Raw genomic sequence first — 12,525 nt, 5'->3', positions numbered from 1 at the left:
TGCCATGGCATCCCTCGAGTTCGATAGTAGAGGCAAGGGGTGGGGCAGGGGAATAGGGGGACGGTGCGTTTGCCTGTTTTTTAGCCGCAGTTCAACCCGGGTTCAGGCCAGATTGACCTGATCCCGGCCCAGATTCTTGGAACTGTAGAGTGCCTTGTCGGCGCGCTCGAATGCGTCCGTGGTGTGGTCCCCTTCGCGGAACAGGGTGGCGCCGATGGAGATGGTGATCTCGACCCTGGCGTCTCTGAACCTGAACGGAATGCTCTTGACCGTCTGGCGCAGGTTCTCCAGGGGTTTCTGGAACTTGTCCGGATTGATGTTCGGCAGCAATACCACGAACTCCTCCCCACCGAAGCGGGCGATGAAGTCGGTGTCGCGCAAGGCGTTCTGCAGGGCCTTGGCGACCACCTTCAAGGCCTTGTCCCCGGCCATGTGGCCGTAGTTGTCGTTGATGTTCTTGAAGTGGTCTATGTCGATGATGGCCAGACACAGCGGGGTGCCGTACCGCAGCCAGCGCTTGTACTCGAGCTCGAGCCGCTCGTCGAGGGCCGCCCGGTTGTGCACCTGGGTCAGGCTGTCGAGGAACAGCTTGTGCTTCTGGATGGTGAGCCGCTTCTTGTACTCGGCCGTCTCATCCTTCATCAGTCGCAGCTTGGCTTCCATGTTGGAGAGGTGGGTGAGCAGGTGACGCTCGCGGCTGGCCATGGCCTCCCGCTCCTGCTGCAGGCGGCGTATGGTGTCCAGATGGCTGGAGATGGCTCCCTTGAGGGACAGCGGGGAGTTGTGGGTCGCCATGGTGCGATCGATGGCCGCGAGCTCCCGCTCCAGCGCCTGGCCGCTGAGGTGGGCGGCATTTTGCAGTGCCCGCCCCTCGTCCAGGGACTCGGTGAAGTTGAAGTGCACCGCCGAGAGGCTCTCGTTGAGGGAGCTGAGGAAGGCCTGGGAGGATTTACGCTCCTCCCGGGTCCCCTCTATGATGAGCTCGATGATCTGCAGGCAGATCTCCGCCAGCAGGGGCGGGGTGATCCCCCCCAGCAGCTGGCGACGGATGTCCGCCAGGCTCTCCCCTACGGCGCCGGCAAAGTCGAGCTCTGTGATGAGCCGCTGCAGCTCATCGGAGATCTGGGCGTGGGCCTTGATATCGAAGGAGTCAGTGGGCACCGGATTGGAGAGCTCGGTGGCCATCTCGGGGGCGAGCAGGGGCTGGCGTGGCAGCAGCTGGATCTTGATGGCCTGCTGGTAGAACTCCAGCAAGCGGATCACCTTCCTCTGGTGATCGCCTATGCCATAGCCCTCGGGGCTCGCGAGAAACTCCTTGAGGGAGCGACGGGTATCTTCCGGAAAGCCCTTCAAGGACTTGAGCTGCTTGCTGCCCAGTTCGATGGCGGCCCGGGTCAGACTGATGGACTCCTCCATGGCGTGGCCATGTTGCTGCAACAGCTTCTCGATGACGGCGAGATCGGCGTCGAGCGAGGAGAGGGGAGGGTTGCCATCGAGCTTCTGCTTGAGCTTGGCGAGCCGGCTGTCCAGTTCACGATCGTGACCACGGCAGGCCTGCATCAGCTTGCCGATGAACTGGATGCTGCGGGTGCGTTCGGCATCGGAGAACGTGGCCATGCCATCGAGCTCCTGCTGTTTTTGCTGAAGGGATTCCCTGAGTCTTGCCAGTTGTCCTGTTACGGCAGCGATGTCATTCATTGTTCAGGTCGCCCTGTTGTCATTATCGTTTTTGTGTCGTCCAGCAACAGTAAGCCAATGAAAGACCCCGTTGAGTACCTTTTTGTTATGGGTTATCCGGCACTTTCGTCCGTGAAAGCAAAAGCCAATTAACCCATTGCTTTTCATGAGAAGAATTTACTTTTACCAGTCCCTTGTCAATTGCCATCAAGCAGCATTGCCACACATCGCCATTAAAAAATGCGGCCTGTTGGCAATCGATGGCTGCCAGCTCCAGCCAGACGCTCTGCTGGTATTTTTCACTGAGTTGCATGGCCCCCGAGAGCGCCAGATAACAGAGGTCGAACAGGCCGTGATGATCGAGGGCCATGGCCGCCTTGGGCAGGAAGGGATGGCTGACGATGCCGAGGCTGATGTGCCTGTCCAGCGGGTATTCGCAGGGGAAGGCGGCCAGGGTGTCCAGCAGCTCCTGTGCCAGCTGGTGCAGCTGGGCCACGTGGCGTTGGGGCACCACATAGAGCAGGTGTCCCTCGCGCAGATCGTAGATGCGGCCATCCTGGGGGGTCAGCTGATTGATGTAGTGGCCGAAGGCCTGCTCAATCTCGCGGCTGACCTGATATCCATGCTGCTCCAGGCTGTTGACCAGGAAGGGCACCCGGAACAGCAGGTAGTGGAGCTTGTCGTCAAACTCGCTGGTGGGGCGCTCGCTCAGGTACCAGCGATCGGATTTTTGCTGGCGCTTGGCCATCTCGCGCGGCCAGCGGCTCATCAGTCGCTGCCAGTTGGCCAGGCCGCTGCGCGGCTCGATGAGCAGGGCCTCCCCCAGCTGTCTGGCATTGAGGCGGGCGACCCGCAGCTTGAGCCAGAGGGTGAAGAAGAGGTAGATGAACAGGACCAGCAGCAGGCCAGTGCTGACGCTGGTCCAGAGATAGCGCTCCTGCTGATGCTGGCTCTGGTCGAGGCGCTGCTCCAGCTCCTTGACCTGCTGGGCGCGCTCCACCTGGGCGTAGTTGTCGCGGACCGCCTCCTGCTCCAGATCGAGCTGCTGCTGGCGGACCAGCTCGCTGCGCTGGTGATAGTTCTTGTAGCTCTCGAGGGCCTGCTGGAGGTAGCCCTTCTGCTCGTAGGCGATGGCGAGCAGGCGGAAGATTTCAAACTGGCGGCGGATGTCGCCAATCCGGTTGGCCAGGGTCAGGGCATTCTCCAGCTGCAGGATGGCAATGCCCGCCTCCTGCTGCTTGAGGTGCAGCTCCCCCAACAGCAACAGGGTATCGATCAGCGACTCCTTGTCGTCCCCCAGCTCGTGGGACTGGCGCGCCGCATTGAGGTAGTTGCGGGCCAGGGTCAGGTTGCCGGTCTGCAGATAGGTCTTGCCTATCTCGAACTTGAGGTGGGCGATGCGGGTGCGGTTCTTGCTCTCGTCCAGCAGATCCAGGGCGTTGAAGAAGTAGACCAGCGCCATGTTCATCTCTCCCTGATCCCGGTTGAGCCGGGCGAGCACGATCAGGGCGTCGCTCAGCAGGGAGGGGTTGCCGAGGGCATGGAAGTAGTTGGCCGCCTCGTTGGCATATTGCAGCGCTTTTTGCGGCTCCTGCTCCGCCTGATAGAGGCTGATCATCTGGTTCGACAGCAGGCCGAGGAAGAGGGGATCCTGCAGATTCCTGGCCTGCTGCTGGGCGTCTATGTACTCCCCGAGGGCGAGCTGGGGCTGCCCGAGCGCCTGATAGAGATCCCCTCCCACGGCGCTGACCCAGGCCCTGGCCAGGGGGTTCTTGGCCTGCTCTGCCCATTGACGCGCCTCGGTCAGCTGGCGCTTGGCCAGATCGAACTGCCGCCCCGCCATGCTGGCGTTGACGTGCAGCAGGCGGCTGTAGACCTGCAGCTGACTCTCTTTGAGGCCGGGGTTGGTCAGCAGCTTGTCCAGCTGTTCGAGCGCCATCGTGCTGGCGCCAGGGGCATGCTCCTGCATCTCCCGGCTGCGGATCTTGAGATAGAGGCCATGGGCCTGCAGCTCGAATTGCTGCTCCTTCTCGGCCATGGCGATGCCCTTGTCGAAGGCGTCCTGGGCCGGCTGGCTCTGTCCCAGCTGTTGCAGGCACTCGCCCTGGAGCAGGTAGGCCCCCGTGGTCTGGGTCGCTGTGCCATAGCTCAGGATCGGCTCACGATAGCCGTATTCCTGGCGATTGCTGATGATTTGCTTGGGGTTATTGGCCGTGCGTTCGAGGAAGGAGGTGGCAATCTGGACACATCTGGCGGGATCGGTCAGCACCAGGGTCTGTGCCTGCTGCAGATCGATAGACAACTGCTCCTTGGCCAGATCCAGATCCGGAGCCGACAGGGAGGACATCATCATTGCCAGAAAAAACAGTTGATTCATTGGATTAAGAACGGCACGGAGGTGCAGGCATGTTATCCAAGCCCACCCCCGCCCGTCCAGAGTTCATTGCTGACATGGGTGATGGGCCTGATCCCCCGGCTTGTGGCGCCGGCTTTACTGGCGGATGAGGCGCAGGTTGGCGGGCACCGGCTCCCAGTCACTGCGGAAGGGGTTGATGTCCAGGCCCCCGCGGCGGGTATAGCGGGCATAGACGGTCAGCTGCTGCGGGGCGCAGAAGTGCTTGAGATCGATGAAGATGCGCTCTATGCACTGCTCGTGGAACTCGTTGTGCTGGCGGAAGGAGATGAGATAGCGCAGCAGCTTCTCCCGATTGAGGCGCGGGCCGCGATAGTGGATCACCAGGGATCCCCAGTCCGGCTGGCTGGTGACCAGGCAGTTGGACTTGAGCAGATGGCTGTGCAGTGTCTCTTCCACTATGTCCGCCTCTGCGGCCCCTTGCAGCAGGGTCTGGTCAAACTCGTAGCTGTCGATCTCGATGTCCTGCTCGTCGATGCACTCACCCGGCAGCAGCGCTATCTGGTGGGGGGCCTGATCGAGGGGGAACAGGGTGACGCTCACCCCTGCCCCGGCACAGGCGCTCAGATCTTTGGCCAGCAGTGCCTGCACCGCCGCCAGGGAGTCGCAGCGGGTCTGGTTGAAGGAGTTGAGGTAGAGCTTGAACGACTTGGATTCGATGAGGTTAGGGCTGGTGGCGGGCACGGCCACTTCGCCGAGCGCAACCACGGGCTTGCCCTTGGCATTGAGCCAGGAGAGTTCGTACAGGGTCCAGACGTCGCAACCCTGGAAGGGCAGCGTCTCGCCAAGGCCGAGATCGTCGCGATTCAGACTGCGTGGCACGGGTTGCAGCAGGGACGGGGTGTACTGGCTGATGTAGGCAGACTGCTGCCCCAGGCTCAGGCCCTGCAACGCGCTGGCGCCTGCGTATCTCTCTTGTTTGCTCATGCTTGTTTGCTCACGCTTGTCTGATAAAGGGTTTGATGGTGCAATGCCCGGATTTTTCGGTCAGGTTCTTGCGGCGATCAGAGGCCGCTATTGTGGGGAATATCGATGTCGGATCAAGTCCTGTCTGCCCTGGAGCAGTTCTTTTTACGCTGGCAGCGCGATGGCGAGGCGAGGCGGGGGCTGCCTCTGTGCGAGTGGGAGGCCGACTGGCGCTCCCCTTGCGAGCTGGATGAGCCCAGAGAGGGGCGGGTGGCCTGGCGTCCCCACCGGCGTCCTGTGCCCGCCGACTTTGCGGCCATGGCCGATGCCCTCGAGCTGACCCTGCACCCGAGCGCCCTTGCCCTGTTTGGCCACTGGTTCAGCCGCCCGCTCCCCTGCTCCTACAAGGGGCTGCGCATCGAACTCATACTGCCATGGAACGAGGCTGATCTGGATCTGCTCAAGGAGAACCTCATCGGCCACCTGCTGATGCTGCGCAAACTCAAACGCACGCCGTCGCTCTTCATCGCCACCACCCGCAACGAGATGACGCTGGTGTCGCTCGACAACGAGAGTGGCCAGGTGTGGCTGGAGTGGCTGGATTCCGGTCGCCGTCTGGTGCTGGCTCCCTCCCTGCCGGCCTTCCTCGCACGGCTGGAAACCTTGCCGCAGTAAGCGACCCGTTTTCGCTCGCCCCGTATTAAAGAGAAGGGCCTTGCCATCTGGCAAGGCCCTTCTTTCATGGGGGGAACGGCGCAGGCGGAGCTAGTCCTTGAAGTCCCAGGAGAGGTTGGAGACCAGCCGGCAGGGATCGCACTTGAAGTCGAAGATCTCGTGCAATGGCGCTGCCAGTGCCCAGTCGTTGCCACAGCCCGGGCAGGGGCGAGCCAACTCCGCCGCCTTGCTCAGGCCGCCGACCCTGTAGAGGTAGTAGTAGGTCGGGATCCCGCAGAGCCCCTCCAGCCGTCTGGCCAGATCGCTGCCCCGGCGCTGCAGGCGGCTGCCCACCTCGCCGATTTCGTGCAGCACGGCGTGCTCGGCGATGGAGCCGTTCATCTGCAGTTGATCGCAGGCCTCCCAATCCTCCTGCCACTTGATGATCTGCTTGTGGTCGCCGTTGGCGATGGCGGGCAGGCGGTAGAGCGGAATGGGGGCGAAATGATCGCCGCAGCGCAAGGGAGAGCAAGTGTGCACAAAGCTGGTGTAGAGCAGCATCCAGCTCGGCCGCTCACCCTGCTCACCGCAAGGATCCGTGCTGTCGGAGAGCAGATCCATGCCGAGCAGCTGGGGCTTGGGGGCCAGTAGCCCCGCCTGGTGTAGGCCCTGTTCGGCCAGCGCGACCTGCTCGCTCTGGTTGTCCGGGTGCAGGCTGTCCCGCTCCGGGCAGACCACCCGGCTGACGAAGCAACCCTCCTGCATGCTGGTGGGAAACTCCCGCCCCAGGATCTGCCCCTGGTAGCGCAGCATGTCGAGGTAGTTGACGATGGCCGGTTCGGCCTCGCCGAGGGAGGTGTCACGGTAGCATTCAAAATTGAGTTCGAGGATATACATGGGGAGCCATCAATCCTGCTGCTGTTTGAGCAGCAGGGCGGTCAGGCGATCGACCTTCTGCTCGAGGCGATTGAGCTGCTCGCCCAGCTGTTGCAAATCGACGGCCTGGGCCGGGGCGGCAACGGCGGGGGCGCTGGCCGGGACCGGGTCTGCCGACTGGGGTTGTTGCTTCCACTGGCTCAACACCTTGAGCAGCTCGGCCATGGGCACGGGGTGACTGAGGCGGGCCTTGACCATGGCGGTGGAGGGGGTGATCCCCCTGGCACTCAGTTCGTTGGCTATCTGGATGATCTCTTGGGCTGACATCTTGGCTCCTGCGCGGCGCTCTTGCTGCTTGCGGATGGTGGCACAGAGCTTAATCAAAGCCTGCCCATCAGGAAAGCGGCGCTAAGGGGGTCGGCCCAGTTTGTTGAGGTGGGGAAGCCAGGGGGAGATGTGATGGGTGGCACAGCGCTCAAACCCCGGCCCTCGGGAAAGCGGGGGACGCGGGCCGGCTCAGTTTGCCTGGCGCAGCATCACGTCCAGTTGATCGATGGCTTCGGACCAGTCGGAGTCGTTCCAGAGCGCGTCACGCAGGAACACGGCCTGGGAGGGGCTCCAGAAGCTGGCCTCCGGCAGCAGGGTCTGGTTGTCCAGATGGTGCTCGCGGATGAAGCGGTGCAGGCTTATCTCGTCATTGGCCAGGCCCAGCTGGGCGAAGAGGGCAGGCATGTCATGGGTCAGCAATTCCATCTCGAGTCTCCTTGAAGGGCGATTGTCGAGAATTATAGCCAGCCGCCACGGCCTTGCCCCATGGGCTAGGAGGGGAGGCGATGGGGCGGCAGCTCGACCCCGGCGACATGCAGGCCCTGCATGCAGAGCTGGCCCTGGTAATGGCTCTCCCCGTCGCTGGAGAACTCGAACTGGTAATAGGTCAGCAGGCGCAGGGGCTTGTGCCCCAGAGCGCGATGGGTGCGGGCCAGCGACAGCAGTTGCAGATCGTGGTGCTGGCAGTAGCGCCGCATATATTGCCAGGCCAGCTCCGCCTGGCGGCGCTGTTGCCAGAAGGCCCAGCCGATGGCGCCAAGCAGCAAGATTCCAAGCATTTCTCCCATCAGCGGGTTCCTTCTGTGATGTATGGCCTGGGCCGTGCTTCTCGGGGAAAGCACGGCCGCACCGAGAGTGGTTATACCGAGGCGAACAGTCGGCCTATGGCCTGGCCGAGGGCCTCGCTGCGCTCGGGGTCACGCAGTCTTGCCAGCATATCATTGCGCAGGGCGGGCAGTGTCACCAGCTCGGCAAAGACCTGATTGAAGAACTGGGTGGGCTGCAGGGCGAGTTGCTCCAGAAACAGTCCGAGCAGCTCGGGGTTTTTCAGATCGGGCCAGAGACGGCCTGCGATGGCGAGTAGCAGGGCCGGGCTTGGCCGGGTGTGTAGCAGGGTCAGCAGCTTGTTGCTGCGCAAGGCATTGCCGGAGCAGGAGGCCAGCGCCCGGCACAGATAGGCCAGGGTCTCGGCATTGGGATCGGCGCACTCCTGCTCCTTGCCGATGCGCTCGAGCAGGGCACCCTGCAGCGCCGGCGGCAGGGGGGCGTTTTCCAGGCTCTGGCACAGGGCGTAGAGCGGTTCCAGAGGCAGCCTGGGCAGCGCCTTGCACACCAGGGCCAGATTGCGTTCATCCTGCAGCCGCTCCGCCAGATCGGCGAAGCCTTGCAGCCCCAGGGCCTGCCACCCCTCTTCCCCTGGCGCCGCCAGGTAGTGGCAGAGGGCCTCGTAGTAGGCGGAAGGGGCCTGCTCCAGCTGACGGGCCAGCTTGGCATGCAGGCTGGCCATCTTGGCCTCGGCCGGCCGGAAGGTGTAGGGGTTGTCGGCCAGCCGCTGCGCCTTCTCCTCGTCCAGATCGCCGGTGAGCTTGTAGCCCAGGGTCTCGACCACCTGATCCATGAAGTGCTTGGGGCCGCTGGCGATGAGCAGGCCATGCTCGTCGAGGGCAAACTTGAGGAACCAGAGATAGTGCCTGGATTCAGCTGGCTGGAAGAAGTGCACACCGAGCCAGGCATGTTGTTGCAGTGGCCAGGGGTAGGGCTCCTGCTGTTGTTCGATGCGAACGAAGAGATCGCTCGCCAGCGGGCGCACCTGGCGGCCCATGTCGAACAGCTGGAACTGGGTCTCGGCCTGGGTCAGAAATTCGGTCAGGGTATTGATGGCAGACATGAGGGCATCCGGCAAAATGTGATGCGGGCGATTATAAGGAGGCTGCATCAGATAGCCAGTGGTGCAGGTGCGTGCCATGAAAGTGATGGCAGCATGGCAGCCACCCCGGGGGCGGTGTATAGTAGCGCCCCTTTTTGGCACGCGTGTTTGAAGAAGACGGGATCCCTGCCCTCTGGCAGCGGGATGGACGTCGAGACGAGGAAGAGGACGAGATGAATCAATATTTGCTGGTCGCCGGTCTGCTGGGTGAACTCACCGCCGAGTTGCAACGCCTCGAACGCTGGCAAGCCGAGCATCCTGGGGCCGAGGCGCTGGCGAGCGAGCTGCCGTTTTGCGTCGATACCCTGAGCTTCGATCAATGGTTGCAGTTCGTGCTGATACCGCGCATGGAGCAGCTGGTGCTGCTGCAGGCGCCGCTGCCCACCAGCGTATCCCTCTATCCCATGGCGAGCGAAGCCTACAAGGACGAGCTGGCCGAGGTGGCCGGTCTGTTGCGCCTCATCGGTCGTTTCGATCTGCTGCTGACCGGAAAAGTGGTGGATCAATGATCAATACCCTGCCTGCCCAGCCACGGGCCCTGGCTGCGGCGCGCTGCATTGGCGATACCCGGGTGGCGGCATGAAACTGACCCTGCTCTATCAGGATGACTGGCTGGTGGCGGTCAACAAGCCGTCGGGCCTGCTGGTGCATCGCAGCTGGCTCGACAAGGCCGAGACCCGTTTCGCCATGCAGATGACCCGGGATCTTATCGGGGGGCGTCATGTCTACCCCGTGCACCGGCTGGACAGGCCCACCTCCGGGGTGTTGCTGTTTGCGCTGGATCCGGCTGTAGCCCGGACCCTGACCGAGGCGTTTGCCGCCCGTCGGGTGCACAAGGAGTACCTGGCGCTGGTGCGGGGCTGGGCCCCGGAGCAGGGGCTGATCGACTACCCCCTCAAGGAGCAGCTGGACAAGATAGCCGATGCCATGAGCGACCCCGATCGCCCCGCCCAGGAGGCGGTGACGGCGTTTCGTCGTCTGCATCGGGTCGAGCTGCCCCACGCCGTCTCCAAGAAGCATCCCACCAGTCGCTACAGCCTGGTTCGGCTCTTCCCCAAGACGGGTCGCAAGCATCAGCTGCGTCGTCATCTGGATCACCTGTTCCACCCTATAGTCGGTGACACCACCCATGGTGATGGCCGCCATAATCGCTTCTTTCGCGAGCACTATGGTTGCGAGCGGCTGCTGCTGGTCGCCCACCGCTTGAGCTTCGAGCATCCTGTGCTCAAGGTGCCGATGCGGATCCAGGCGCCACTCGGCCCTGAAGTGCTGGGCCTGTTCGCCAGGCTGGGGTGGCCCGCCAGCGAGAGCGACTACGGCGCCTGATACCCGTCATCATTTGTGACCTCTGACCGGGCTGTGGCATGCTGTAGGCCACGTCTGTCAGAGGAACCACTTATGGCTCAACGAGATACCCCGCTAGCAACCCCGCGCACCCAGACCCTGTCCGGGGCCAAGACTCCGGGCGCAGTGCCAGAGTCGGGCCCACTCCTTCGCTCGAGGAGTCGCTGATGGCCGAGATCGATATCCTGGTCGGCACAGTCTACGGCTCGGCCATGCTGGTGGCCGAGACACTGCGGGATCACCTGCAGGCCCAGGGGCATGTCTGCCAGCTCTTCGACGAAGCCGAGCTGACTGACATAGACGCGTCCCGCTTCTTGCTGATCGTCAGCGCCACCACGGGGCAGGGGGATATTCCTCCCAATCTGCAACCCTTCGCCACGGCCCTGGCCGATCGCGCTCCTTATATGAAGGGATGGCGTTATGCCCTCATCGCCATGGGGGACAGCAGCTATGAGCATTTCTGCGGTGCCGGACGCAGGCTCGATGAGCTGCTGCAGGAGCTGGCTGCCGACGCCCTGGTGCCGCGTCTGGAGATAGACGCGACACTGGAAGATGAGCCTGAGGTTGCGGCGCTGGCCTGGTTGAAAAGCTGGGAAAATAGGCTGTAGCCGGATTGCCTTCGTATTTTAAATTTCGCCCCCGTGAGCATGCTCACGGGGGCGTGTTATTTTGGGATTCACTTAATCTTCCTTGAAATATATCCCGCACTTTATCGGGTTATTTTCCCCCGCCAGATCGGATTCCTCAGACCCATATTCATCAGAACGGCGACACATCAGAAAATTAAAAGTTCCGCACTGAAAGCGATTTCAATCATGTTTTCGTCACGGGACGACGGGTTAATCACTTAATCTTCATCGCAAATTAATACTTGAAAGCGCTTTCCTTGGTGTGTTTTTGCTTTGAATTGTTATTTATTGGTCTATTGTTGCTTGTTTTTGACTTTTTTGCCTTGATATACGTCCTCCGGGGTGAGGGCGCGCGATTTGTCACCGTTTTGTGAATCAGCTCATGTTTGTCGCGAAATTGGCTACATATAATCGACCCCGGTTATCGCTGAAACGTTTTTCAGTGATAAGAACTTGAATATCAGGATCACACTCCCAGCGGGAATAAGGAAAATGAAAATGAAAGCAAAGTGGCTCCCGATTGCAGCAGCAGTAACCGCTGCCCTGGCTTCCCAAGCCGCCTTCGCCGTTGATTTCCACGGCTACTTCCGTTCAGGTGTCGGCATCTCCGAAGATGGCGACATGCAGACCTTCGATAAGAATAAAGTGGGTCGTCTTGGTAACGAAAATGAAACCTACGGCGAAGTGCAACTGGGCCAGGAAGTCTACAACAAGGATGGGAAGTCCTTCTATGTTGACTCCATGGTTGCCATGGTCAGCAATCAGTCCAACGACTGGGAAGGCACTGGTACCAACTGCAACTTCGACGCAAAACAGTGTGAAGACGACGCCACTTTCGCTCTGCGTCAGTTCAACGTACAAGCCAAGGGCGTTCTTGGTTTTGCTCCGGAAGCCACCCTCTGGGCCGGTAAGCGTTACTACCAACGTCACGACATCCATATCTCTGACTTCTACTACTGGGATGTGTCCGGCGCCGGTGCCGGTATCGAGAATATCCAGGCTGGCCCGGGCAAATTCTCCTTGGCTTGGACTCGCAGTGATGCAGGCGAACTGAATAACAATATTCTGGATGCCCGTTATGCTGGCATCCCGCTCTGGAGCGATGCCTCCTTGGAGCTGGGTGTTGACTATGCCATCGCTAACCCGACCGACGATCAGGAAAAGGTCAACGATGACATTAAAGATGGCGTCATGTTGACCGCCGAACTGACTCAGAACCTGCTGGGTGGCTTCAACAAGACCACGCTGCAATACATGAGCGACAGCTATGCCACTTTGCCGATTTACTATGGTGCTGGTAACTGGACCAGCCAGGACGGTGCCAGCGGTGACGGCTTCCGCATTATCAACTGGGGCGTGCTACCGGTGGGTGACAAGGTAGAGTTCGGTCACCAGCTGGTCTACGGTCAGTCCAATGATGTGACTATCAACGGTGTGGCTGGTTCCGATGCCGATACCTTCTCCGCAGTGATTCGTCCCATGTATAAGTGGGATGATATCCAGAAAACTATCTTGGAGCTTGGCTATTATCATGACACCCAAGACGTCAAGGGGCAGGAGAGCAAGGATCGCGACGGTCAGAAGTACACCATCGCACAAGCATGGTCTGCCGGACCCAGCTTCTGGGCCCGTCCGGAAATCCGTGTGTTCGCTTCCTACCTGAAGTCCGGTGGCGACAACGGCCAGACTTTCAATGGCAGCAACAACGACGACAACACTTGGAACTTCGGTGTCCAAGCAGAAGCCTGGTGGTAAGCGATATCTTCAGTTAA

The 12,525-nt window shown here is 61.2% G+C and carries 13 protein-coding genes; 5 read left to right on the top strand and 8 right to left on the bottom strand.

Annotated elements, in window-relative coordinates:
* Positions 1 to 102 precede the first annotated feature (102 nt).
* The 3 genes from HB860_RS14305 to queF form a co-directional block, all read right to left on the bottom strand.
* Positions 103 to 1,698 carry a GGDEF domain-containing protein gene (locus HB860_RS14305; RefSeq protein ID WP_247627073.1) on the bottom strand — a complete coding sequence of 532 codons (1,596 nt, stop codon included), beginning with the start codon at positions 1,696 to 1,698 and terminating at the stop codon, positions 103 to 105.
* An 85-nt stretch (positions 1,699 to 1,783) separates the two neighbouring features.
* Entirely contained in the window at positions 1,784 to 4,054 is a 2,271-nt protein-coding gene (locus tag HB860_RS14300; protein WP_247627072.1) for a hypothetical protein, read from the bottom strand.
* 114 nt (positions 4,055 to 4,168) lie between these two features.
* The gene (gene queF / locus HB860_RS14295; RefSeq protein WP_247627071.1) at positions 4,169 to 5,017 is read right to left on the bottom strand and encodes an NADPH-dependent 7-cyano-7-deazaguanine reductase QueF; all 849 of its coding nucleotides are present in this window, start codon (positions 5,015 to 5,017) and stop codon (positions 4,169 to 4,171) included.
* A 105-nt stretch (positions 5,018 to 5,122) separates the two neighbouring features.
* Here queF and syd point away from each other — a divergent pair, with 105 nt between their 5' ends.
* Positions 5,123 to 5,671 (top strand): SecY-interacting protein, encoded by a 549-nt coding sequence (gene syd, locus HB860_RS14290; RefSeq protein WP_202046948.1) that lies wholly within the window; start codon positions 5,123 to 5,125, stop codon positions 5,669 to 5,671.
* A gap of 90 nt (positions 5,672 to 5,761) precedes the next feature.
* Here the strand turns inward: syd and HB860_RS14285 are convergent, their stop codons facing one another.
* From HB860_RS14285 to HB860_RS14265, 5 genes are all read right to left on the bottom strand, one after another.
* Complete coding sequence (locus HB860_RS14285; protein WP_247627070.1) at positions 5,762 to 6,547, bottom strand: Zn-ribbon-containing protein; 786 nt, start codon at positions 6,545 to 6,547, stop codon at positions 5,762 to 5,764.
* Positions 6,548 to 6,556: 9 nt separating this feature from the next.
* Entirely contained in the window at positions 6,557 to 6,853 is a 297-nt protein-coding gene (locus tag HB860_RS14280) for a hypothetical protein (RefSeq protein WP_247627069.1), read from the bottom strand.
* 189 nt (positions 6,854 to 7,042) lie between these two features.
* Positions 7,043 to 7,279 carry a DUF2789 domain-containing protein gene (locus HB860_RS14275; protein ID WP_025327930.1) on the bottom strand — a complete coding sequence of 79 codons (237 nt, stop codon included), beginning with the start codon at positions 7,277 to 7,279 and terminating at the stop codon, positions 7,043 to 7,045.
* 65 nt (positions 7,280 to 7,344) lie between these two features.
* Entirely contained in the window at positions 7,345 to 7,641 is a 297-nt protein-coding gene (locus tag HB860_RS14270; protein ID WP_025327929.1) for a DUF3301 domain-containing protein, read from the bottom strand.
* Between the two features lie 71 nt (positions 7,642 to 7,712).
* The gene (locus HB860_RS14265) at positions 7,713 to 8,741 is read right to left on the bottom strand and encodes a DUF3549 family protein (RefSeq protein ID WP_247627068.1); all 1,029 of its coding nucleotides are present in this window, start codon (positions 8,739 to 8,741) and stop codon (positions 7,713 to 7,715) included.
* A gap of 212 nt (positions 8,742 to 8,953) precedes the next feature.
* Between HB860_RS14265 and HB860_RS14260 the strand changes: the two genes are divergently transcribed.
* The 4 genes from HB860_RS14260 to HB860_RS14245 all read left to right on the top strand — a co-directional run bounded on the left by HB860_RS14260 (position 8,954) and on the right by HB860_RS14245 (position 12,508).
* Positions 8,954 to 9,289, top strand: a complete 336-nt coding sequence (locus HB860_RS14260; protein WP_139436577.1) for a YqcC family protein — start codon at positions 8,954 to 8,956, stop codon at positions 9,287 to 9,289.
* Between the two features lie 70 nt (positions 9,290 to 9,359).
* The gene (gene truC / locus HB860_RS14255; protein WP_139436575.1) at positions 9,360 to 10,106 is read left to right on the top strand and encodes a tRNA pseudouridine(65) synthase TruC; all 747 of its coding nucleotides are present in this window, start codon (positions 9,360 to 9,362) and stop codon (positions 10,104 to 10,106) included.
* Positions 10,107 to 10,291: 185 nt separating this feature from the next.
* Positions 10,292 to 10,732 (top strand): flavodoxin, encoded by a 441-nt coding sequence (locus tag HB860_RS14250; RefSeq protein WP_139436573.1) that lies wholly within the window; start codon positions 10,292 to 10,294, stop codon positions 10,730 to 10,732.
* Positions 10,733 to 11,251: 519 nt separating this feature from the next.
* Positions 11,252 to 12,508, top strand: coding sequence for a maltoporin (locus tag HB860_RS14245; protein WP_247627067.1), 1,257 nt, complete (start codon positions 11,252 to 11,254; stop codon positions 12,506 to 12,508).
* Positions 12,509 to 12,525: the final 17 nt, after the last annotated feature.

It is taken from the genome of Aeromonas genomosp. paramedia (assembly GCF_023093515.1).
In the GTDB taxonomy this organism is placed as follows: Bacteria; Pseudomonadota; Gammaproteobacteria; order Enterobacterales; family Aeromonadaceae; genus Aeromonas.
Note: the sequence above shows the minus strand (reverse complement) of the source record. Positions and strands in the feature narration are given on the sequence as shown.